21 protein-coding genes are annotated in these 22978 nt (G+C 67.5%); 5 read left to right on the forward strand and 16 right to left on the reverse strand.

What is annotated here, in order from left to right; translation table 11 throughout:
* Positions 1 to 80 precede the first annotated feature (80 nt).
* Positions 81 to 503 carry a hypothetical protein gene (locus tag HH308_RS29885; RefSeq protein ID WP_246284690.1) on the reverse strand — a complete coding sequence of 141 codons (423 nt, stop codon included), beginning with the start codon at positions 501 to 503 and terminating at the stop codon, positions 81 to 83.
* Between the two features lie 44 nt (positions 504 to 547).
* Here HH308_RS29885 and nth point away from each other — a divergent pair, with 44 nt between their 5' ends.
* Genes nth through HH308_RS18235 form a run of 4 tightly spaced genes read left to right on the forward strand, consistent with a single transcriptional unit; the run spans position 548 to position 3910 of the window.
* Positions 548 to 1237 (forward strand): endonuclease III, encoded by a 690-nt coding sequence (nth, locus tag HH308_RS18220; RefSeq protein ID WP_211188589.1) that lies wholly within the window; start codon positions 548 to 550, stop codon positions 1235 to 1237.
* Positions 1234 to 1920, forward strand: a complete 687-nt coding sequence (locus HH308_RS18225; RefSeq protein WP_312870683.1) for a redoxin family protein — start codon at positions 1234 to 1236, stop codon at positions 1918 to 1920. Before nth ends, HH308_RS18225 begins: the two co-directional genes overlap by 4 nt.
* Entirely contained in the window at positions 1917 to 2714 is a 798-nt protein-coding gene (locus HH308_RS18230) for an NUDIX hydrolase (protein WP_170195653.1), read from the forward strand. Before HH308_RS18225 ends, HH308_RS18230 begins: the two co-directional genes overlap by 4 nt.
* Positions 2711 to 3910 (forward strand): MarP family serine protease, encoded by a 1200-nt coding sequence (locus tag HH308_RS18235; protein ID WP_170195654.1) that lies wholly within the window; start codon positions 2711 to 2713, stop codon positions 3908 to 3910. Before HH308_RS18230 ends, HH308_RS18235 begins: the two co-directional genes overlap by 4 nt.
* A 333-nt stretch (positions 3911 to 4243) precedes the next feature.
* On the opposite strand, the gene HH308_RS18240 is transcribed toward HH308_RS18235, so the two are convergent.
* The 4 genes from HH308_RS18240 to acs form a co-directional block, all read right to left on the reverse strand.
* The gene (locus tag HH308_RS18240) at positions 4244 to 5005 is read right to left on the reverse strand and encodes a hypothetical protein (protein ID WP_170195655.1); all 762 of its coding nucleotides are present in this window, start codon (positions 5003 to 5005) and stop codon (positions 4244 to 4246) included.
* A complete protein-coding gene (locus tag HH308_RS18245; RefSeq protein WP_170195656.1) occupies positions 4987 to 5922 on the reverse strand; it encodes an alpha/beta fold hydrolase in 936 nt (311 codons plus the stop codon). Before HH308_RS18245 ends, HH308_RS18240 begins: the two co-directional genes overlap by 19 nt.
* A gap of 5 nt (positions 5923 to 5927) precedes the next feature.
* The gene (locus tag HH308_RS18250) at positions 5928 to 6458 is read right to left on the reverse strand and encodes a phage holin family protein (protein WP_170195657.1); all 531 of its coding nucleotides are present in this window, start codon (positions 6456 to 6458) and stop codon (positions 5928 to 5930) included.
* A gap of 140 nt (positions 6459 to 6598) precedes the next feature.
* Complete coding sequence (gene acs, locus HH308_RS18255; protein WP_170195658.1) at positions 6599 to 8539, reverse strand: acetate--CoA ligase; 1941 nt, start codon at positions 8537 to 8539, stop codon at positions 6599 to 6601.
* 219 nt (positions 8540 to 8758) lie between these two features.
* On the opposite strand from acs, the gene HH308_RS18260 reads away from it, so the two are divergent.
* A complete protein-coding gene (locus tag HH308_RS18260) occupies positions 8759 to 9508 on the forward strand; it encodes a Fic family protein (RefSeq protein WP_170195659.1) in 750 nt (249 codons plus the stop codon).
* A 10-nt stretch (positions 9509 to 9518) separates the two neighbouring features.
* Here the strand turns inward: HH308_RS18260 and HH308_RS18265 are convergent, their stop codons facing one another.
* The 11 genes from HH308_RS18265 to HH308_RS18315 form a co-directional block, all read right to left on the reverse strand.
* Positions 9519 to 10004: a nucleoside deaminase gene (locus tag HH308_RS18265; protein ID WP_170195660.1), complete on the reverse strand. Its 486-nt coding sequence runs from the start codon at positions 10002 to 10004 to the stop codon at positions 9519 to 9521.
* A gap of 360 nt (positions 10005 to 10364) precedes the next feature.
* Positions 10365 to 11249, reverse strand: a complete 885-nt coding sequence (locus HH308_RS18270; protein WP_170195661.1) for an HAD family hydrolase — start codon at positions 11247 to 11249, stop codon at positions 10365 to 10367.
* A 931-nt stretch (positions 11250 to 12180) separates the two neighbouring features.
* Positions 12181 to 13107 (reverse strand): NAD(P)-dependent oxidoreductase, encoded by a 927-nt coding sequence (locus HH308_RS18275; RefSeq protein ID WP_312870696.1) that lies wholly within the window; start codon positions 13105 to 13107, stop codon positions 12181 to 12183.
* A 51-nt stretch (positions 13108 to 13158) separates the two neighbouring features.
* Positions 13159 to 14628 carry an MFS transporter gene (locus HH308_RS18280; RefSeq protein ID WP_170195663.1) on the reverse strand — a complete coding sequence of 490 codons (1470 nt, stop codon included), beginning with the start codon at positions 14626 to 14628 and terminating at the stop codon, positions 13159 to 13161.
* Between the two features lie 10 nt (positions 14629 to 14638).
* Positions 14639 to 15799 (reverse strand): saccharopine dehydrogenase family protein, encoded by a 1161-nt coding sequence (locus HH308_RS18285; RefSeq protein ID WP_170195664.1) that lies wholly within the window; start codon positions 15797 to 15799, stop codon positions 14639 to 14641.
* A 10-nt stretch (positions 15800 to 15809) separates the two neighbouring features.
* Complete coding sequence (locus HH308_RS18290) at positions 15810 to 17294, reverse strand: flavin-containing monooxygenase (RefSeq protein WP_312870686.1); 1485 nt, start codon at positions 17292 to 17294, stop codon at positions 15810 to 15812.
* On the reverse strand, positions 17245 to 18723 hold the full coding sequence (locus HH308_RS18295) for a class I adenylate-forming enzyme family protein (protein ID WP_170195665.1): 1479 nt from the start codon (positions 18721 to 18723) through the stop codon (positions 17245 to 17247). Before HH308_RS18295 ends, HH308_RS18290 begins: the two co-directional genes overlap by 50 nt.
* Positions 18720 to 19475, reverse strand: a complete 756-nt coding sequence (locus HH308_RS18300; RefSeq protein WP_170195666.1) for a gamma-glutamyl-gamma-aminobutyrate hydrolase family protein — start codon at positions 19473 to 19475, stop codon at positions 18720 to 18722. Before HH308_RS18300 ends, HH308_RS18295 begins: the two co-directional genes overlap by 4 nt.
* Positions 19472 to 20578, reverse strand: a complete 1107-nt coding sequence (locus tag HH308_RS18305; RefSeq protein WP_211188590.1) for a zinc-binding dehydrogenase — start codon at positions 20576 to 20578, stop codon at positions 19472 to 19474. The genes HH308_RS18300 and HH308_RS18305 overlap by 4 nt, the downstream gene beginning before the upstream one ends.
* Positions 20579 to 20606: 28 nt before the next feature.
* Positions 20607 to 22097, reverse strand: coding sequence for an aldehyde dehydrogenase family protein (locus HH308_RS18310; protein WP_246284691.1), 1491 nt, complete (start codon positions 22095 to 22097; stop codon positions 20607 to 20609).
* The gene (locus HH308_RS18315) at positions 22097 to 22975 is read right to left on the reverse strand and encodes a phytanoyl-CoA dioxygenase family protein (protein ID WP_170195667.1); all 879 of its coding nucleotides are present in this window, start codon (positions 22973 to 22975) and stop codon (positions 22097 to 22099) included. Before HH308_RS18315 ends, HH308_RS18310 begins: the two co-directional genes overlap by 1 nt.
* Positions 22976 to 22978 lie beyond the last annotated feature (3 nt).

Consider the following 22978-nt stretch of genomic DNA (forward strand, 5'->3'; position numbering starts at 1 on the left):
TAAGTGTTGAATTGGTCACTACGTGGCTATCATGCCCGAACGTGTCGCAGATATGTGTCGGATGTGACGGGCGGTTGAAGTCAGCCGGCGCGGCGACTGCGCAGTTCGTCGAGCGTGGGTGACACGTCGTCGAGGGGCGAAGCCTGGGACTGGGCGGCCTGGAGGATTTCCTCGACTTGATCGCCGGACACCGTTTCGGTCGACCGCTCGATGCGCGTCTGCACCTTCTCCATGCCCAACGCGAAGAGCATCAACATGGCGGGGAAGAGCAACGCGGCGAGACCTTGCATGTGGATCAGTAAACACAACTCGCAGCGCCGATGCCTACCTGGCGCGTGCGTCGTCACTGCATTGTTACCAAGCTGTGGCGGTGGTTTTTGCCAGTTTGCTGGGAATTCGGCCTTGCACTGGAGGCGGGCAACCGCGTCAGTACTCTGGATGAGTGAGTCCGAGCCGATCAGCAGCAAAAACCAGCGGCGATGCCGGTATCGTTCGTCGCTCACGTGCCGACGAGACTCGCCTCGGACTGGTCCGTCGGGCGCGCCGAATGGATCGGTCGCTGCAGGTCGCGTTTCCGCACGTGTACTGCGAGCTCGACTTCACGACGCCGCTGGACCTGTCGGTCGCGACCATTCTGTCGGCACAGTGCACCGACGTCCGCGTCAACCAGGTGACCCCGGCGTTGTTCGCCAAATATCCCACCGCCGCCGACTACGCCGGAGCAAACCGGGCCGAACTCGAAGAGATGATCCGCCCGACCGGCTTCTACCGCAACAAGACGTCGTCGATCATGGGGCTCGGCCAATCGCTCGTCGAACGATTCGACGGACAGGTGCCGGGCACCCTCAAGGAACTGGTGACCCTGCCCGGCTTCGGCCGCAAGACCGCGAATGTGGTGCTGGGCAACGCTTTCGGCGTCCCCGGGCTGACCGTGGACACGCATTTCGGGCGTCTGGTCCGACGCTGGGGCTGGACCGAGGAAACCGACCCGGTCAAGGTGGAACGCGCCGTCGGCGAGCTCCTCGAACGCAAAGAGTGGACCAACGCCAGCCACCGCATCATCTTCCACGGCAGACGGGTGTGTCATGCGCGCAAACCGGCGTGCGGGGTCTGCATTCTCGCGAAGGACTGCCCGTCGGTGGGGGAGGGCCCCATGGACAAACTGGCTGCGGCGAAACTCGTCAAAGGCCCGGAGACCGAACACCTCCTCGAGCTGGCGGGAGTTCCCGCCGAGTGAGCGAACCCACGCACAACTGGTGGTCGGCGCCCGCGCTGCGGTGGACGCTGGTGTTCGTCGTCGCAGTGATCGCGCTGGTCGTGGCGATCTGGCCGCGCTCGCAAGACGCGACGTCGGAGCAGGTGGCCCCCGATCCGTCGGTCGCCAACGTCACCGACGCGCCCGTCCCGGCGAGTCAGCTGGCGCAGGCTCGCGCGCAGGCGAAGGTGGCCGACTGCCCGACATCGGGTCTGGCGCAAGGGGTGTCGTCGGTGCTGCGCGGGGTGTCGGCGCCCTGTCTGGCGACCGGCGCTGCGTACGACGTCGGCGCGGGCACCGCGGGCAAGCCCCTGCTGATCAACATGTGGGCGGTATGGTGCCTGCCGTGTCGTCGGGAGTTGCCGGTCCTGCAGGACTACGCCAAACGCGCCGGTGACTCGGTCACCGTGCTGACCGTGCACGCGGTCGACGGCGCGAAAAATCCGTTCCTCGTGCTGAAGTTCCTCACCGAGATCGGTGTGACACTGCCGACCGTCCTCGACACCGACGCGCGGATCGCCGCGGCGCTGTCGGCGCCGAAGGTGTTCCCGTCCACGATCCTCGTCCGCCCCGACGGAACCGTCGCGAAGGTGCTGCCGCAGGTGTTCGAGAACACCGACGCCATCGCGGCGGCCGTCGAAACCAATCTGGGAGTGCGCACATGACACCGCGACCCGAAACGTCCGAGGTGGTGCCCGGCGCCCTCGTCGACGACGCCGCCATTCCGCCATGGCTGCGCGCGCTGACCGGCAACGTGACCGCGGTCAGTGACAGTGTCAACAACCGTGGCGGTGATCGCACGCGGATCGCCGCGATGCTGATGTCGGGCACGAAACGCCGCACGGCCGCCGTGCTGGTGCTGTTCGCGGGCAGCTGGGACGCCGACCCCGACTATCCCGGCGGCTTGCCGGCCGACGTCGAGGTGCTGCTGCTGCAGCGTGCGAGCACGCTGCGCCAGCACAGCGGCCAGGTGGCGTTTCCCGGTGGCGCACACGACGTCGGGGAGAGTTTCCCCGTCGACACCGCACTGCGCGAGGCCACCGAGGAGACCGCCCTCGACCCCGCCGGCGTCGACGTTCTGGCGACGCTGCCGAGTTTCCCGGTGCCGCCGTCGGGCTTCGACGTGGTGCCGGTGATCGGGTACTGGCGCAACCCGTCGGACGTTCATGCCGTCGACCCGGCGGAGACCGCGCACGTCGCGCGGGTCAACCTGCGCGAACTGCTCAGCGCCCGCAGCCGGTTTCAGGTGCAGCGCAAAGTGCTGGGCGGCAGCGTCTACAAGGGGCCCGCGTTCATGGTCGACGGCCTGCTGGTCTGGGGTTTCACCGGCGGGCTGATCGCTGCGATCAGCGACGCCGCCGGGTGGGACGTGCCGTGGGATCACTCCGACGTCCGCCAGCTCGACGCCGCCATCGCCGCGGCCGAGCGGTCGGCCGGCGTCGAAGGCAGTCCGCGATGAGCGGCGGCACCTGGGTCGACATCGTCATCATCGTCGTCGCGCTGATCGCCGCGGCGTCGGGCTACCGGCAGGGTGCGGTCGCGTCGGCGTTGGCGTTCTTCGGCGTGGTACTCGGCGCGGTCGCGGGGATTCTCCTGGCGCCGCGCGTCATTTCGCATTTCAACGACACCTCGGTGCGCCTCGCCGTCGGCATCGGAATGCTGCTTCTGCTGGTGGTCGTCGGCGAAGTCGCGGGCATGGTGCTCGGGCGCGCCGCGCGCGGGACGCTGCGGCTGCCCGCGCTGCGCTTCATCGACAGTGTCATCGGAGCGGTGCTGCAGGCGATCGCTGTCTTCGCCGCGGCGTGGTTGCTGTCGATTCCGATCAGTCATTCCGCGGCGCCGTCGTTGGCGGGCGCGGTTGACGACTCGAAGACCCTCGGCGTCGTGGAAGCCATTGCGCCGCAATGGCTTCGCAATGTTCCCACGGAGTTCTCCAATCTGCTGGAGAGCTCCGGACTTCCGCAGGTCATCGGTCCGTTCGGCAGCGCACCGGTGGCGTCGGTCGACCCGCCTGACGCCGCGTTGACGAACCTTCCCGCGGTGTCGACGGCTCGACGCAGCGTCGTGAAGATCCGCGGTGAGGCGCCGAGCTGTCAGCGATCGCTGGAGGGCAGCGGATTCGTGATCTCGCCCGAACGTGTGATGACCAACGCGCACGTGGTGGCCGGCACCACCAAACTCGTGGTGATCAATTCGAACAATGTGCGGCGAACCGCGAGCGTCGTCTATTTCGATTCCAACACCGACGTCGCGGTCCTCGACGTCCCCGGACTGCCGTCGCCGGCCATGCGATTCGCCGACGCTCCGGCGGCGTCGGGCGACGACGCCATCGCCCTCGGCTTCCCCGAAGACGGACCGTTCACGGCCAGTCCGCTGCGCATCCGCGGCACCATCAACCTGGAGGGCCCCAACATCTACCAGACCGGCAAGGTGACCCGTGAGGTGTACACCGCGCGCGGCTCGATCAGGCAGGGAAACTCCGGCGGACCGATGATCAACTCCGACGGCGAGGTGCTTGGAGTGGTCTTCGGCGCCGCGGAGAACACCGCCGACGAGACCGGTTTCATGCTGACGGCGAAGCAGGTACAGAGTGCGGTGAGCCAGGGCGGCGAATCGAACACCGAAATGAGCACGGGTGCGTGCGTGAGCGGTTAGTGTGCGGTTGCGCTTCGCTCAGCCTGCGGTCCGGGTTTTCGCTGATTGAGCGAGCGCAGCGAGTCGAAATCGGAGTGACGCCACGTCATGAGTGTTTCGGTTGGGTTGGGTTCTTTGTCTCGCCGGCCCCCTCGTTACACCGAAGCTCGTTCCTCGCTTCGGCACTCGGGGAGCGAGATAGCGGCGCCTCGCTTCGGCACTCGGGGAGCGAGATAGCTGCGTCGGGTTTCGGCATTCGGGCAGCGGGTTGGTCGAGTTGCGGGCGGTCGCGCAGATGTTAGGTCCATCCCCCGTCTAAACGGCGTTGCACCTAAATTGGATCAGTTCCGGCGGTCAACGGGCGCTCTGCTCTGACTCGACCAAGTCAAGCCAAGTCTGGACCGCCGTCGGCGTTCGATCACCGTGCTTACGAAGGAGCTTGGCATAGCAGAACTGTGCACGGTAGATCGAAGCACCGTGGATGACGCGAGCGATTGCAAACGCGGCTAAGGGGAGCGCTGCGACTATGCGAAAAGCTATCAGCCAGCCCGTGTCGCAGGTGGTCCATATCCACAGTGCAGCAGCGATTGACACAGCTGCCGCCACGAGCGTGCCGAGTGGAGGTGGCCCATATCGAATCTGCTCGACACGGAAATTCGGTCGGGGATGACCGTTCTTCGCGTAGTAAAGGATTCGATATTGATCCAACACTCTTCGCTCGGCCTCTGGAATCGACCGCCTGGCCTGCTCGCCTATGGCGTTTCTGCGACGGTAGATGTCTTCGGCGTACTGACGTCGTTCTGCCATCTCTTGGGTGCGCCGCCGCCGAACGCCGAGGGGCTGCGAATCAACTCCATCGATCTCGACCACGACGGCGTGTTCTGCCGTGTCATTGTGTGAACGTTGAGTTTCGGGGGGACGCATGGCGACATCGTGCGGAACCACCGATAGTTCGCGAGCCGGTGAATGCTGAGACTTGTCGTCTTGGACCTTCTTGGTGAGATTTACCAGCTTCGCTGGCTCGACTTGCTTTTGCAGGTTTATACGTTTAGGTAGATCCACTTCCCGCTCAGACATCCCCTTGCTTTCGATCGCGCCTATTCCTTCGCCAGCCACTTCAAGATCAGCTCGTTCGCCTTGGTCGGTTGCTCTTGGTGCGCGAAGTGGCCGGCACCGGCGACCTGCCAGTAGTCCAGGCGGGAGGCCCAATTGTGGCTGGCCGCCATCAGTGAGTCGATGACGAACGGATCCTCCCGGCCGCGCAGGGCCAGCACCGGAATCGACAGTTGCTGGTCCATCAACTCCATGAACCGGAAGCCGTCGGGCCGGAACTGGGAACGGAATGCCCAGCGTCGATATTCGAGACTGCAATAGGCGACGCCGGGGATCTGTACCGCCGATCGGTTGCGCGCGACGACGTCGGAGAACTCCGCGCTGTGCTTCCAGCGCTCCGACGCCCGCTCGTCGAAGTACTGGGCGATGTAGGCGCCGTCGCCGCGAGTCAGGCGACGTTCGCCGAGTCGTGGCAACTGATTGTGCAGGAATCCGCCGAGAAAGGCGTTGCGCTGCTCGGCGTCGAACAATGCGGAATGTCGCAGTGCGCGCGGATGCGGTGACGCGATCACTCCGATGCGCGTCACCATGCGCGGGTGAAGGATGGCCGTGCCCCAGCAGACCAGCCCGCCGTCGGCGTGACCGATCAGCGTCGCCTCGGTGTGCCCGAGCGAGCGGATCAGTCCGTTCGCATCACCGGCGAGCGTCCAGCCGTCGTAACCGCGCGGTGGTTTGTCGGTGTCACCGTAGCCCCGCAGATCGACTGCGACGGCACGGTAGCCGGCCTCGGTGAGGCTCGCGAGCTGGTGGCGCCAGCTCCACCAGAACTCCCCGAACCCGTGCAGCAGCAGGACCAGTGGCCGGTCGGCGAGCCATCGGCCGTCGATCTCCACGGCATGGAAGCGGACGCCGTTGGCCCGGACGTCGAAGTGATGCCACGGCCCGTCGAACCGTACGGTCGAGGGATCGGGTTCCGGCACGTGCGTCAGTCGCGCTGGAGGTCACGCGCCGGTGGGATGCCGGGGTGTGCGGTCTCCGGCGCGCCGCCGGCGAAGGTGTTGGTGAGTACCGTGCGTGTCTCGGTCAGCGAGTCGATCGTCTTCTGCGGCGGATGCAGCCTGCGGAACACGACGTAGCCGATGAAGCCCGCGGCCGCGGAGATGAGGAGAAGCAGCAGAAACACGATGCCGAAGGCCGCCCAGCGGGGCAGCCACTCCGACAGCAGCTCGGCGAGGAAGAAGAAAAAGAAGAAGCTCGAGTAGAGCAGCATCAGGCCGGCGACCACCAGCAGACCCGTGCCGGTGCCAGCCTTCTTGGCCTCGGTGACGATCTCGGCCTTGGCCAGCGCGACCTCGGACCGAAACAGCGTCGACGCGCTAGCGGTAGCTTCTTTGACCAAGTTGCCGATCGTCGGCTCACCGTTGGCGCCCGCATTGGCGTCGGTCAGCGGGATCGACGGAACCGAATAGGACTGGCGACCGTCGTTGCCCGGACCGGCCGAGTTGCTGGGGCTCACAGAATCCTCCGTTGTTCGGGTAGTGGCGTTTATGTTGCCATGCCGCACCGACGTCGTGGGGTCAGGGCTGCGCGACACGACGCCGCCCCCGGGGAAGGAGTCTCCTCCGGGGGCGGCGCGCTCGGGTGTTCAGCAGCGGCTCAAGCGCGTTTGCGGCGGATGGCTTCGAAGACCGACGGGTCGACCAGCGTCGACGTGTCGCCCAGTTCGCGGCCCTCGGCGACGTCCTTGAGCAGGCGACGCATGATCTTGCCCGACCGTGTCTTCGGCAGCTCCGGCACGACGTTGATCTCGCGCGGCTTGGCGATCGGGGAGATCTCCACCGACACCTGCTCGCGCAGCTCCGCGATCAACGTGTCGCCGGTGTTCTCGACGCCTTCGCGCAGGATGACGAATGCGACGATCCCCTGACCGGTGGTCTCGTCGGCGGCGCCGATGACTGCGGCTTCGGCGACGCCGGAGTGCCCGACGAGAGCCGACTCCACCTCGGAGGTCGAGATGCGGTGGCCGGAGACGTTCATGACGTCGTCGACGCGGCCGAGCACCCACAGAGCGCCGTCGTCGTCGTAGCGGGCGCCGTCGCCGGCGAAGTACCAGCCCTGATCGGCGAAGCGTGACCAGTAGGTCTCTTTGAAGCGCTCGTCGTCGCCCCAGATACCCAGCAGCATCGACGGCCACGGCTGATCGAGGACGAGGTAGCCCTGCTCGCCGTGGGTTACCGGGTTGGCGTTGTCGTCGACGATGTTCGCCGAGATGCCGGGCAGCGGCTTCATCGCGGCGCCGGGCTTGGTCTCGGTGACGCCGGGCAGCGGGGAGATCATGATCGAGCCGGTCTCGGTCTGCCACCAGGTGTCGACGATCGGAGCTTTGCCGCCGCCGATGACATCGCGGTACCACTTCCACGCTTCGGGGTTGATCGGCTCGCCGACCGATCCCAGCAGCCGGATCGACGACAGATCGTGAGCGTCGGGGATGTCGCGTCCCCACTTCATGAAGGTGCGGATCAGCGTCGGAGCCATGTAGTAGATGGTCACGCCGTACTTCTCGACCACCTCGAAGTGGCGGTGCTCGTTGGGCGTGTTGGGGGTGCCCTCGTAGACCACTTCGGTGGCGCCGTTGGAAAGCGGGCCGTAGACGATGTAGGAGTGGCCGGTCACCCAGCCGATGTCCGCGCCGCACCAGAAGACGTCGCGGCCTTCCTTGTGGTCGAAGACGTTGTGGAAGGTGTAGCTGGTCTGCGTCAGGTAGCCGCCCGAGCTGTGCACGATGCCCTTGGGCTTGCCGGTGGTGCCCGACGTGTACAGCAGGAACAGGGGATGGTTCGAGTCGAACGCGTCCGGTTCGTGGTGATCCGACGACTCGCCGACGGTGTCGTCCCACCAGACGTCGCGACCCTCCACCCATGGAAGCTTCGGATCGTGGTTGGTGCGGCGGACCACCAAGACCTTCTCGACCGATTTCGCGGCGTCGTCACCGGTGCCCAGCGCGTCGTCGACGTTGGTCTTCAGCTCGGCCGGCTTGCCGCGACGGTACTGGCCGTCGGTGGTGATGACCAGTTTGGCTTCGGCGTCGTCGACCCGGGAGCGCAGCGCCGACGCCGAGAATCCGGCGAACACCACCGAATGGGTGAGCCCGAGGCGTGCGCAGGCGAGCATCGAGATGAGTGCCTCGGGGACCATCGGCATGTAGATGGCGACGCGGTCACCCGCCTGCAGGCCGATCGCGGTGAAGTAGTTGGCCGCGCGGCTGACGTCCGCGAGCAGTTGGCTGTAGGTGATGTCGCGGGAGTCGCCGGGCTCGCCCACCCAGTGGATCGCGACGCGGTCACCCTTGCCCGCCGCGACGTGGCGGTCGACGCAGTTGACCGAGACGTTGAGTTTGCCACCGACGAACCAGTTCGCGAAGGGGGCGTTGGACCAGTCGAGGACCTGCTCGAAGTCGGTGTCCCAATCCAGTCGACGTGCCTGCTCGGCCCAGAACTCCAGTCGATCGGCATCGGCTCGGTCATACAGCGCGGCGTTGGCGTTGGCCTGCGCGACGAACTCCGCTGATGGTGGGTAGACCTCGAGTGAAGCAGACATGAGTGGTGAGAGCCTTTCAAATCGACGGGCTGATGGGGCCACGGCGGCAACCTGAAGTCACGCACCACACATGGCGCACACTGTGAGAGTAGTCACTGGCCGATGCCGACGCATGGGGTTGGTGCGGGCGGCGGGGCTGGATGGCGTGGACCGCACGACAAGCGGTCGACCCCGTGCGCCGAACGGTCATCGTGCCGAGTCCCGTTAGGCTGGTCGACTGTGTCGAACGATCCCCTCGCCCCGCTCGCCGAACTTCCCGGCGTCGCCGACGCCGCCGACAAGGCCCGCGACGCGTTGAGCGCCGTACACCGTCATCCGGTGAACCTGCGCGGCTGGGTCAACACGTCCACCGAGGCGTCGTGGCGCGGCGGCAGGTCGTCGGCGGCCATCGACGGCGGCAGCGTGGAACTGCGCCGCGACGGCGACTTCGACGATCCCATCCTCGCCGGTGCGATGCGCGTCGCGCAGGCACTCGACGGGGACGCGCTGGAGTCGTTGACGACGGTGTTCCGGCGTGCGCCGATGCAAGCACTCGCTCGGCTGCACATGCTGGCCGCGGCCGACCTCGTCGACGACGCCGATCAGTTGGGGCGCCCGCGCGCCGACGTCGACGTTTCCGAACGTCTCGAACTGCTCGGCCGGTTGATCACCGGCGCGACGTCGGTGCCCGCGCCGGTCCTCGCGGCGGTGGTGCACGGCGAGCTGCTGGCATTGGCGCCCTTCGCCGAGGCGAACGGTGTGGTCGCGCGGGCGGCGTCGAGGCTGGTATGCGTCTCGTCGGGGCTGGACCCGCACAACCTCGGCGTCCCGGAGGTGACCTGGTTCCGGCAGGTCATCGAATATCGTGATGCCGCAACGGGTTTCGCGTCCGGGACGCCCGCGGGCCTGCGACGCTGGATCCTGCTGACGTGTACGGCGCTCGACGCCGGGGCGGCCGAGGCGCGCTCGATCGCCGACGCCGCGCGGTAAGTTCGAGACGCTAGACCCCCAGCGCCGCCGCGTGCAGCGCCCGGATCTCGTCGGCGAGGTCGGGGTCGGGCCCCGACGTCGGGACGGTCGGAGCGACGACGTTGATCGGCAAGGAAGCGACCGGCCCCGCCGCGAGATTCCACTCCGCCTGCCAGGCTGCGAGTTGCGCGGAACTGCTGGCGAAGACGATGCGCCCCAGGCCCACCCACGCGTGCGCGGCGCTGCACATCGGGCAGTGTTCGCCCGAGGTGTAGACCACTGACGTTCGACGCTCGTCGGCCGACAGATTCTGGACCGCCCACATCGCGATCGCGAGCTCGGGATGGCGAGTCGCGTCGCCGCCGGAGACGCGATTGCGGTCGGCGAACAAGGTGACCCCGGCCGCATCGACGAGCAGGGAACCGAATGCCTCGTCGCCGGCGGCGACGGCGTCGCGTGCCAACTCGACTGCGGCGCGGAGGAATTGACGGTCGGCGGTGCTGAGTTCGTCGGTCATCGGTCCATGATTGCGTATCGCACAATGCCCTGACAACGCACTGCGGGCGGCGCTCTGGAGAACCAGTTCGCCGCCCGCGTAGCACGGACTCAAGTTACCAAGCGTGCTTGGTGGGTTGTGGGTTTCGCCTCGGCGAGGGAGAGCGAATCGATGTCGACCTCGACCGCAGTTTCGCAGGCGCACAACGCTTTAGCCTTCTTGCGGCGTGCCCCGCGTGGGTGCTTGCCGCCCGTGCTGGGAAGTGCTCGGCGAGGGGGTCCGGCCCTTATCTTCTGGTTCGGACTTGGCCTTCCGAGATTTCCGTAAGACCTTTGTACACCGTGAGTCAGGTCACATCAAGCGTTCTCTGAAACGAGTTTTTCAGGCCATCGGGCGGCGTCGCCACCAGCCGTAATAGAGCAACGCTCCCAGCGTGGCCACGCCGATTCCGGTCGCCGCCGAGGCAGCAACGATCGCCTTCCGGTTCTCCCGCAGCCGGCCCGACAGCGCGACCGGCCGGTCGAAGGTGAGGATCGGCCAGCCTCGGTCGGCCGCCTGTTTGCGCAGCCCGCGGTCGGGGTTGACGGCCGTCGGATGCCCGACGACCTCGAGCATCGGCAGGTCGGTGACCGAGTCGGAGTAGGCGTAGCTCGCGGAGAGGTCGTAGCCGGCGGACTCGGCGAGTTCGGTCATCGCCTCGGCCTTGGCGTCGCCGTAACAGTAGAACTCCAACTCGCCCGCGTAGCGGCCGTCGACGACCTTCATGCGGCTGGCGCGCACCTCGTCGACGCCGAGCATCTCGCCGATCGGCGCGACCATCTCGATGCCCGACGCCGAGATCAGTACGACGTCGTGGCCCTGCGCCCGATGTGTCGCGATCAGCTCGGCGGCCTCGGCGAAGACGAGCGGTTCGACGATGTCGTGCAGCGTCTCGGAGACGATCGCGTTGATCTGTTCGACGTCCCAGCCGCGGCACATGTCGGTGACGTGGGCACGCAGCCGTTCGACCTGATCGTGGTCGGCGGCCGTCAGCAGGAACATCAGCTGTGCGTAGGTGGACTTGAGTACAGAACGCCGATTGATCAGGCCTTCGGCGTAGAACGGTCGGGTGAACGCGAGGGCGCTCGACCGGGCGATGACCGTCTTGTCGAGGTCGAAGAAGGCAGCGATACGGGGAGTCGCGCGATAGGGCGCAGACTGGTTGGTCACCCGGCCAGGGTACGTCCGTGCGGCGCCCGGAGCGAGAGTTTCCACCGGTGCGGACATGTGCCCGAATCGGCCCACATGGTTGTAGTTGCAAACATTATCTGGGCGTGTGTATAGTCGTGGATACCCGGTCTTTACCGGGGCCTTTCAGCCCGACCCCCCGGGGCTGAAACGCGATGACCCCGGCCTCCTCCCCCCCTGGCCGGGGTCGTCCCCTTTTTGGGGGCTTTTTGCGTGTGTTCGTTTCGAGTCAGGCGCCGACGCCGGTTGGCTGGTTGAGCCGGGCCGGAGCGTTCAGCGAAGACTATTCATTCCGCTGGTTGAGCCGGGTCGGAGCGCTAGCGCAGGCCCGTGTCGAAACCACGTGACCTGACGACGTCAGCACAACCAAACACTTAGCGACGACAGTGGGCGACCAGCCAGGCGTCGGTCGCCGTCGTCGAGTCGAAACCCATGTACCACAATGCCATTGGGTGCAATGGGCGTGGAGTTCGACCTGAACTCAACTGAATTCGTTGTGGCACTATGGTTTCCGTCGGGTTGGCGCTAGCGCAGGCACTCTCGACAAGCGAAATACGAGCCAACGGCGCTGGCCGTGTCCAAAGGCGGTCGTGCGAATTCTCGGCTGTTGCAAGGTGTTTGGTGGCGTTAGCAGGCTCATGTTGCGTGGTTTCGACACGGGTCTGCGCTAGCGCTTCGACCCGGCTCAACCGGCGGAGGGGTGCGGCTCAAACCGGCGGAGGGGGTGCGGCTCAAACCAGCGCAGGCGTACGGCTGGCAGCCTTGTGTTGCGTGGTTTCGACGCGGGTCTTCGCTAGCGCTTCGACCCGGCTCAACCGGCGGAGCGGGTGTCTCAACCGGCGGAGGGGGTGCGGCTCAAACCGGCGGAGGGGGTGTCTCAACCGGCGGAGGGGGTGCGGCTCAACCAGCGGAGGGGATGTCTCACCCAGCGGAGGGCGGCTCAAACCAGCCGGAGCGGGTCCGTCGGCAGCTAGCGGCCCGACCCGCACAGCGTCGCCTGGGCGGCGAATCCCTGCTGGCCCAGGCCGGCGGCCTCTGCGGCGGAGAGCAGTTCGGCCGAGGCCTCGATCATCCGGGAGCGATGACCCGCGCGGCGCATCGCGTCGAGGCACATCCCCATGCCCGCGGAATAGACCGCGATCGTCGCCTGGTCGGTGTCGTACCGTTTCGCCTCGATGTCCGCCGCGGTCGACGCGGTGACCGATCCCAGCAGGTCGACGACGGTCTGGGTGACGTCGGTCAGTTCGCCTGCCGTCAGCCCCTGTTCCAGCGCGTACGACGCCGCTTCGACATACGCGGCGAGCGCGGCGATGTAGAAGCCACCCGACATCGTGACCTCCAGGATGCTCGCGCCGCGTATCCGGGACGAGACGTGGGTCACGTGGCCGAGCGCGGTCAGCACCGATCGGTTGACGTCCCACGTCGGCGCGGGGCCGGAGACGAGGATCAGACCGTCCGGGGTGCCGATGTGCTCCGGGTAGCACAGGATCGATCCGTCGAGGTAGTCCGCGCCGCGGGCGGTGACCCAGCGGTGCATCTCGTCGGCGTCGTCGGGCGTACCGGTTCCGACGTTGACGATCGTCGTGTCCGCCCAGGTCGAGACCTCGTCGAGTGCGGATCGGGTCGTGTCGTAGGTGGCGGTGCAGGTCACGACCAGGTTCGTCGATCGGACCGCGGTGTCGATGTCGTCGATCGGGGTGACGCCGTGGTCGGCGAGGGCGCGTGCCTTCTCGGGCGTCCTATTCCAAGCCGCGACGGTATGGCCTTTGCGAGCGAGAGCCCGGGCGAGCGCCGATCCCATCAGGCCGCAGCCGACGACGAGCACGTCGTAAGTACTGTTGGGTGTGGTCACGTGAGGATTCCTTTGGCTGTTGGTTGATTGGGATTGGTGTCGTATCGGCGGCCGGGTCGGATTGCCTGCGGCCGCCGATACGAAGTGGGTGGTGCGTCAGACCGCTGCGGTGGTCCGTCGGCGGTTGCGGGCCTGCGACACCACGACGGTGACGACGATTAGCAGGGCCAATCCGACGGCTACCCAGTAGGCCACGCCGTACAGGTATTCCTTCGCCACCGCGATGTCGGTGCCGGTGAGCAGCACCGTCGACGTGCTCAGGATCAGCGTGACGAGCGCCGAGCCGACCGCGAATCCGACGGCCATGGCGACTCCGCCGATCGCCGCTGCCATGCCCGCCTTCTCTTCCGGTACCGCGAGCTGAACGATGGCCAGGCAGCCGGTGTAGCCGACGGCGCAACCGAGGCCGATGACGGCCGCGCCGACCAGGTAACTCCACTGCTGATCGTGAACCACCGCGAGCAATGCGAGCCCCGCACCGGCCAGGAGCGCACCGGCGATCAAGACGGTGCCACCGCGGCCCGCGACGACCGGCTTCTCCGCAATGGAGCCGGCCACCAGGAAGGTAACCGCGAACGGCACCATCAGGAACCCTGTTTGCAGTGCGGTGCGGCCCAGTCCGTAGGACTCGCCGGCCGGGAGGTAACTCGGATCCATCTGCACGTAGTTGCTCAGCAGGACCAGGAAGGCGGCGTTCACTACGGCGAACAGCGCGATGGCGATGCAGGCGGCGGCGACGAAGGGTGCCCGCACTAGTTCGGCGTCGAACACCGGTGTCGCCGATCGCCGCTGAGCCACTACCCAGCCGATCGCAGCGATGATGCCGATGGCAGCCGGAATGAGCGCGGCGGAGCCCCAGATCACGCCTTGGGTCAGGGCCAGCAGGATCGTCGCAACCCAGGCGACCATCCAGACGGTGCCGAGCGTGCCCATCGGGGTCCGGGCGTTGGAGACCGTCGAGCGAGGGATCGTGACCCAGCAGGCGAGAGTCGTGACGGCGAAGATGGCGGTCAGAATATAGAAGAAGTCCTGGATGGAGAGATCCTGGACGATGATGCCGCCGCCGATCATGCCCGCGACGATGCCGACGCCGGTGGACACCACCAGCACGGCGACGGCGGTGCTGAGCCCGCCCTCACCGAGTGTTCGACGAAGCAGACCGAGCGGGAGCATCTGCGAACCGCATCCGAAACCGAGGATGGCCGCGCCGATGATCAGGGTCGCATAGGAGTTGCCGATGGCCGGGATCACGGCGCCGACAGTCAATGCGCCGGTGGCGATCACCGCCGCGCTGCGATCGCCGATCACATCCGAGACCCGGGGCAGCAGGACGAAACCGGCGCCACTGCCCAGGGTGAGGACCGTGAAGATCCAGGTGGCGGCCGATACGGTGGTGAGCTGGTACTGCGCCTGGATAACTGGAAGCAGCGGCGGTAGCACGAACACGATCGCGTTCGACAGCAGTGCGAGGAGCGCGCCGACAGCGATGAGCGCCAGCCGCCGCGCTCCTTCCTGGACACCGTCGGCGGCGATGGTCACCGGGACTGCGGTGGGGATGTCGTTCATGGGAGGTTCCTTACTGGGCGTCGGCGCCGACGATCGGCTCCGAGGTGATGTCGAACAGCGGTCCGGCGGCGTCGGGAAGGGTGTAGAGCGGGTCGAGCGATTCCATGAGGAGGTCGAAGGGAACGAGGTCTTCCGGGGTATTCACACCGGGCCGGGAGATCTGCCCGCGCAGCAGCATGCGGGCGCTCACCGCTGCCGGGATGGCGGTGGCGCCGGCCATCCGCCCCTCCGACCAGCGCTGAGTGCTGACCGCGGTCCGCGTCGGAACGCCGGCCCGCTCGCCGACGGCCAGTGCCCACAGGCTGGGGGTACGACGAGTGCGCGGTGCATCGACGGGGCGGCTGATACCGTCCTCGACGCGCAGTGCGGCATCGTGGACCGACAGTTCGCCCGCGTCGACGGCGGCCATGATCGGTGCGATGCCGCCGAACCACCAAGCCGGACCGGCCATGACGTTGTAGCAACGGCGCAGGTCGGGGTACCGCCGAGGCAGGGTGACGGTCTCCGGGTGGCCGATGGTGCGGACGTCGATGTCGCCGAGGCCGGGATAGTGCAGGCGCATCGGTTCCAGCGGGGTCACCAGGGCGTCGACGCCACCCTCGACGACCCGTACCTTTCCGGTGCATTCGTGGACCAGGTGCAGTATCGCGGCGGCCGGGCGGGCGCCGCCGGGTTCGCTCTCGGTACCCGCGACCACCCACCCCGTGTAGAGCTCGTGCACGACGTCGAGCTCGGCCGCGGCGCGGGCGGCGAGAACATTCGACACACCGGGGCTGGCCCCCATGCCGATCAGCGCGGTGACGCCGGCGGCCTGGGCACGCGCATGCCACTCGAGTGCTTCGAGCGTCGGCTCCCAGTCGTCGTTGATGTCGACGTAGTCGACGGCGGCGTCGATCGCGGCGCTGAGCACCCGCTCACCGAAGATCGTGAACGGGCCCAGCGTGCTGAGCACCACCGCGGACCCGGCGAAGTGCGACGCCAGGTCGTCGGCGAGGGCGTCGACGACGACGGGCCTGATCTTGCGCCGACAATGCTCGTCGAGGGTGAGCAGGGTCAACGGCTCGACGTCGCGGTCGAGGACCTGCACCTCGCTGACCTCGTCGAATGTCGCGAGGGTCTCGACGGCTTTGCGGCCCATCGCGCCCGCGCCGCCAACAACGGTTACCAACATGTCGTGCTCCTTATCCGAGGTTTTCGTAGTGCAGAACGCCGTCGTCGACGGAGACGAGAAGCTCCGTAGTGTCGGCGTATCGCTGCGGGTTGATCCAGGGCGCGGTGTCGCCCTGATGCGGGAGATGCGCTTGCGCGCGCTGCAGGTACCCCGACGACACGCCGGTGACGTAGGGGAGGGCGGGTGGCTCGTCGGTCAACCGTGGAGTGACGCGCGTGGCGCCGACGTCGTCCATGTGCTGCAGAATTCGGCACCAGTACTCGTTGACGGCCTCGATGCGCAGCGTCCACGACGCGTTGATGAAGCCGAAGGCGTAGACCAGGTTCGGCACCCCGGAGTAGGCGAGCCCCTTGTAGGTCCAGCACTGCCCGATGTCGACCGGGACGCCGTCGACGTCGAAGACGGCCTCGCCGCCCATCACGACGTTGAGTCCGGTGGCCTTGACGATGATGTCGGCGTCGATGTGTTCGCCGTCCCACATCTCCACCCCGGTCGGCGTGATCCGGGCGATCTCGCCGGTGGCAACCGCCGCGCGGCCGTCGTCGATGGCGTGGAACAGATCGGCGTCGGGGACGACGCAGACGCGTTGATCCCACGGTTCGTAGGTCGGCGTGAAGTGCCGCTTGCGGACGTCCTCGCCGACCACCTCGTCGATGGCCTCGAACAGCAGCTTCTTGAAGGCCTCGGGCTGCTGCCTGGCCTGCGCGTACGTCTCCTGCTGGTTCGCGAGATTCCGCAGCCGGATCCGCGTGAAGGCGACTTCGGGACCGAGTTCGCGGCGCAGGTCGTCGGCCTCGACGTCGATGCCGTCCTCGACGAAGACGTAGCTCGGCGAGCGTTGAATCATGGTCACCTTGGCGGCGTCGCGCGCCAGGTTGGGGACCAGCGTGATCGACGTCGCGCCGGACCCGACGACGGCGATGTTCTTGCCGGCATAGTCGAGGTCGGCGGGCCAGTGTTGCGGGTGGATCAGCCGGCCGGCGAAGGTGTCCTCACCGGTCAGCGTCGGGTTGAAGCCGCCCCGGTAGCTGTAGTAGCCGGTGCCGAGATAGACGAATCGGGCACGCAGGACTTGGATTCCGTCGGCGGTTTCGACGGTGAGTTTCCACTGGTCGTCGGCGCTGTCGAAGGACGCCGCCGCGAGTCTCGACCCGAACCTGATGTGACGGTCGATGCCGAAACGTTCGGTGGTCTCGCGCAGATACTCCTTGATCGCCCCGCCGGCGGCGATCGCCTCCGGCGCGGTCCACGGGTTGAATCCGTAGCCGAGGGTGAACATGTCGCTGTCGGAGCGGATCCCCGGATAGCGGAACAGGTCCCACGTTCCGCCGACGGCGTCGCGCGCCTCGAGGACGGTGAACGACTTCGCGGGACAGTTCTGCTGCAGTTGGACGGCGGCGGCGATGCCGGAGATCCCGGCCCCGACGATCACGACGTCGAATTCGTCAGCGGTGTACATCTGATGCCCTTTCACGGTGGTTGCGTGCGATGGCACGCCGATCGGCCTTGCCCGACGCCGTGCGCGGCAGTTCGTCGTAGACGGTCCAGTGCTCGGGGACGGCGTAGTCGGGGAGTTGGGTTCGCAGGTGCGTGCGCGCGGCGTCGACGTCGAGCTCGGTCGACGACCGCAGCATCACGGCGACTCCGACACGCTGTTGCAACACGGGGTCGTCGATGGGGAAGACGGTCGCCTCGGCGATGGCCGGAAGGGCGGAGATCTTCGATTCGACGTGCGCGGGGAGCACCTTCTCGCCGCCCCGGTTGATGACGTCGTCGACGCGGCCGGTCAGCCACAGCAGGCCGTCGGCGTCGAGAAAGCCCAGGTCGCCGGTGCGTAGCCAGTCGCCGCTGATCTTCGCGGCGGTCAGTTCGGGCTGGTTGAAGTAGCGGCTCATCCGGGTCCGGCCGGCCACCCACACTTCACCCGGCTCGCCGGTCTCGCCGACGATCCGCACCTCGACGCCGGGCACCGGCAGGCCGACCGACTCGCCCTTGGTGGTGATCAATTCAGCCGGCAGGACCGTGCAGGCCGAGGTGAACTCGGTCAACCCGTACCCGTGTAGGAGCACCAGCTGTGGCCAGCGGGTCAGCAGTTCCTCCGACCAGGCGGCCGGCATCGGGCTACCGCCGAACACGACCACCCGAGCCGTCGCGTATGCGGCGTCGGCGTCGTCGGCGACGGTGAGCAGCCGCAGGATGCTGGGCACCGCGGTCAGATAGGTGACCGGACGTCTGCGCAGCTCAGCCAGCGCATCGGCGGTGCGATAGCGCCGCAGCAGGTGGGTGCTCGCGCCGACGGCGAGCATCGCGCCGAGCTGATCGTTGAATCCGGTGTTGTGGAACAACGGCACCAGTACCAGCGTGCTGTCGTTCGGTCCCAGGTCGGCGCATCGCGCGATGGTCTCCGCCGCACCCGACACGGCGTCGTGCGAGAGCACCGCCCCCTTCGGGGTCCCCGTGGTGCCGGAGGTGAAGCTGACGACCGCGTCGTCGTCGAGTACGGGCCACGGGTGGCCGTCGTCGAGCGGGCTGTGGTTCGACGCCGCGAGATCGTCGAGCCGCACGGTGACGCGCCGTGCGCTCTCGGCGAGTGAACGGTGGTCGTCGTCGTAGGCGACGACCACGGCGTCGAGCAGGTCGCATTGCTCGCGGAACTGGTCGACGTTGAGCCGATTGTTGGCCGGTGACACGATCGCGCCGAGCCGCAGCCCCGCGAGATATGCCAGCACCCAGCCGATGCTGTTGTGCCCGACGATGACGAACCTGTCGCCGCGGCGTACACCGAGGTCGAGCAATGCGCCGGCGACGCGGGCGACCCGGGTCCGCAGGTCGGCGTAGCTCAGCACGACGTCGGCGTCGACGAGGGCGACGCTGTCGGGGGCGACGTCGGCGTGCGCCCACACGGTGTGCACGAGTGTGGTCATGACAGCTCTCCGACCAGCGACGCGGCACGCGCCTGTTCGACGACCCACTCGAAGGACGGATCCAGCTCGACGATCGCCTCGGGATGCCACTGCAGACCGAGAACGGGCCGGCCGGGCAGTTCGATGGCTTCGACGACGCCGTCGGGTGCCCGCCCGGACACGATCAGACCGTCGCCCAGGTCGGCGACCGCCTGGTGATGCCACGAGTTCACGGCGAACCGGGGTCCGTAGAGCCGCGCGGCCAGTGTCGCGGGCGTGAAGTCCACCGGATGCTCCTTGTCGGGGCGGCGGTCGGGGATGGCTTGCGCCGAGACGTGGGTGATCGACGTTTTCGGCAGGTGCGGGATCAGCGTTCCGCCGAGTGCGACGTTGAGTACTTGATGTCCGCGGCAGATGCCGAGGATCGGGATACCGCGGCGTATTGCGTGGCGGACCAGCGCGATCTCGTAGTCGTCGCGTCGGCGGTCGATGGTCAGGACTTCACCGTTGTCGGCGTCGAGCGGCGGTGGTCCGCCCCAGATCACCGGGTCGATGTCCTGCCCGCCGGTGACGACCAGCGCGTCGATCCGTTCGACGACGTCGGTGCCCGCGCTCTCATACGGCAGCTGGATCGGGATGCCGCCCGCCTCGGCGACCTTCTTGCCGAACTCGGCCCAGAACATGTCCACCTCGCCGGCCGCCCAGCGCTGGTCGAGGCCGTTGAGGGTGGTGCCGGAGATCCGGCGGCCGGTGATGGCGACCAGTGGTTTCATGATCGTCTCCTGATGTCGGCGACGACGCGCGTGAGCCCGCCGTCGTGCATGAGTCGAAATCCCTCGTTGAGCTCGTCCAATCCGACGAATGCCGAGAGCATGCGATCCAGATCGAGTCGGCCCTGTTCGTAGAACCGCACGTAGTTGGGGATGTCGATGGGGAATCGGTTGGACCCCATGAAGGCGCCGTGCAGACGCTTCTCGGACGCGAAGAGGTCGGCGGCACGGATCGAGAGGGGCTGACTGTCGGGGACCAGGCCCAGCACGGTGGCGGTGCCGCCCGGACCGAGCATGGCGAACGACTGCTCGACGGTCGCGGCCAGACCGATCGCCTCGAACGAGTAGTCGACGCCGCCGGAGGTCAATTCGCGGACCGCCTCGACGCTGTCGGTGGCCGCGGCGTCGACGGTGGCGGTCGCGCCGAAGGTGAGCGCATCGGTGAGCCGCTGCGCGTTGGTGTCGACCGCGACGATGGTGGCCGCACCCGCGAGGCGAGCACCCTGGATGGCGGCGATGCCGACTCCACCGCACCCGACGACGGCGACGCTCGATCCGGGTTCCACGCGGGCACTGCGGAACACCGCGCTCATCCCGGTCACGATCGCGCAGCCCAGCACCGATGCCGCGGCCAGCGGCATCGAATGGGGAATGGCGACGACGGAATGCTGGTGAACGACCATCGCGGTGGCGAACGCGCCCAGTCCCGCGGTGGGATGCACCGATGCGCCGAACTGGTTGGTGAGGACCGGCCGGTCACGTTCGCGGAGCCGACCACGGCCGGCGCACAGCGTCAACCGCCCGGCCAGGCAGTAGTGGCAGGATCCGCAGTAGGAGCTGAGGCAGGTCACCACGTGATCGCCGGGTACGACGGTGGTGACGCGGTCGCCGACGCGGCGGACCACGCCGGATGCCTCGTGGCCGAGCACCGTCGGGCAGCCGGCGGGCCAGATCCCGTCGATCTCGTGCAGATCCGAGCGGCACAGGCCGGCGTAGTGGATGTCGATCAGGACTTCGTCGGGGCCGGGGTCGTCGAGCAGGAGGGTCTCCAGTTCGAGCTTCCCGGGGGCCGCGTTCAAGACGGCGGCGGTTATCTGTTCAGGCATGGCATTCTCACTTGGCCGGTGGCCGCGACTACAGCGCGATCCACGTGTGCTTGAGGTGGGTGTACTTGTCGAGGGCGTAAACGCCCTTGTCAGAGCCGTTTCCGGACAGCTTTCGGCCGCCGAACGGGGTGGCGGGCACGCCCTCCTCGTAGGAGTTGACCCACACATTCCCGACGTCGAGGCCGCGCGAGAGCCGATGGATCCGCGAGACGTCACGCGTCCAGACCGATGCCGCGAGACCGAACTCGGTGTCGTTGGCCAGGCGCAGCGCCTCGTCTTCGTCGGTGAACGGGGCGATGCAGACGACCGGGCCGAAGATCTCGTCGCGGACGATCTGCATGGCCGGATCGGTCTCGGTGAACACCGCGGGAGCGACCACGGAGCGGGTGTCGTCGAGCGGCTGATCGCTGCCGGTGCGCAGGGTGGCGCCGTCGGCGAGTCCGGACTTGATGTACTCGAGCACCGTCGTGGCTTGGCTGCGGCTGCTCAGTGGTCCGAGGTCGGTCGCCGGGTCGAGCGGATCGCCGATCGTCAGCGCTTGCACGCCCGCGCACACGGCGTCGACGACGTCGTCGTAGACCGAGCGCTCCACGTAGAGCCTGGTCCCGGCGGTGCACATCTGGCCGGTGTTGAAGGTGAACGCCCAGATCGCGGTCTTGATCGCGACGTCGAGGTCGGGGGCGTCGGCGAAGATGATATTCGGCGATTTGCCGCCGAGTTCCAGCGAGACCGTCTTGCCGTTCGACGCCCCGGAGTCACCGAGCAGTCGCAGCCCGACGTCGGTCGATCCGGTGAAGGTCAGGCACGCCACCGAATTGTGCGTCGCCAGCGCCGTGCCGACGGTCGCGCCGCGGCCGGTGACGACGTGGAACACACCGTCGGGCAGGCCGGCGAGGCTGCTGAGTTCGGCGAGCCGCAACGACGAGGCCGACGTCGCGAGCGCGGGTTTGAGGACGACGCTGTTCCCGGCCATCAACGCGGGTGCGATCTTCAGCATCGCGAGGGACAGCGGGAAGTTCCACGGGGTGATCGCCGCGACGACGCCGACCGGCTCGCGAGTGACCAGGGCCAATGCGTCGTTGAGGCCGCGCGGCGACTCGTCCATGAGCTTGTCCGCGAGCTCGCCGTACCAGCGCAGCACGCGCGCCGTCGTCGCGACCTCGATGGTGCGGGCGTCGCGGGCGGGCTTGCCCATCTCCCGGGAGACCAGGACGGCCAGTTCGTCGGCGTTGCGATCGATCAGGTCGGCCCAGGCGATGAGGGTGCGCCCGCGGTCGGTGGGCGAGATTCGTGACCAGGCGCCACCGTCGAAGGTGGCCGCCGCCTGCTTGACGACGCGGTCGACGTCGGCGGCCGACGCCGCGGGAACGGTGGTGAACTCGGTGTCGGTCCAGGGGTCGCGCAACGGCAGGGTGGCCAGATCGGCGGCCTCGGCCCAGGTACCGCCGTCCCACATCCCGAAGGAGGTGGGCACGGCGGCCGCCAGGTCGCGCCAGCCGGATGTGATGGCGGTGGACATCAGACTGCGACTCCGGCGTGCAGGCCGGCGTTTTCGACGTCGCCGAGAACGACCCGCGGGTCGGCCATTTCGCCGTTGTACTCGATCCACCCCATGTACGGGTTCGACGCGGTGAACCCGAGCAGATCCTGGATCTCGCGTGGCATCTGCCTGATCTCGTCGAGGGACAGCGACAGGTAGTGGTTCTCCTCCTGCCGCAGGTAGCCGCGGAAGAAGCCCAGGATCGCACCGGTCCGCACCGAGTCATCGGTTACGTTCTGGCCGCCGCCGTGGTAGGTACCGGCCAGCCACATCACCGCTGAACCGGCGGTCATCTCCGCGGGAATGGTCTCGGAGACCAGGGGCATCCGCTCGTCGTCCCAGAGGTGGCTGCCGGGGATCACCCGGGTGGCGCCGTTGGCCTCGGTGAAATCGGAGACGGCGGTCATCACGCCGATCCCGTCGGTGCGTCCCGGATGCACGGTGTAGAAGATGCTGTCGTCGCGGTGCAGCGGCTGCAGGCCCTGACCCGGGTGGATCTGAATGCACTGGGTCGCGCCGATCTGATAGGTCGGCTTCTCGTCGACGCGGTCCTGGCCGTACCACATTCCCTTCGGGGTGCCGAGGAAATGTGCTGCCGCACCGTGGATTACGGGGCTGAGTGCGGCAGCGTCGAGGCCGCGGGTGTGCTTGAAGAGCCGGCCGAGGCGGCGGGTCTTGGTGCCGGCGAAGTACGGGTCGGAACCGTCGGGGGTCGCCGTCATCAGCGGAGTGAGGTCGGCTTTGACGGTGGCGAGCTGCTCGGCGGTGAGCAGGTCGGGCAGGCGGACGACGCCGTCGGCTTCCAGGACGGCGATGGCTTCGTCGGCGGTGTATGCGTCACGCAATTGTGCGGTCATTGT

It is taken from the genome of Gordonia asplenii, from assembly GCF_012933505.1.
In the GTDB taxonomy this organism is placed as follows: Bacteria; Actinomycetota; Actinomycetes; order Mycobacteriales; family Mycobacteriaceae; genus Gordonia; species Gordonia asplenii.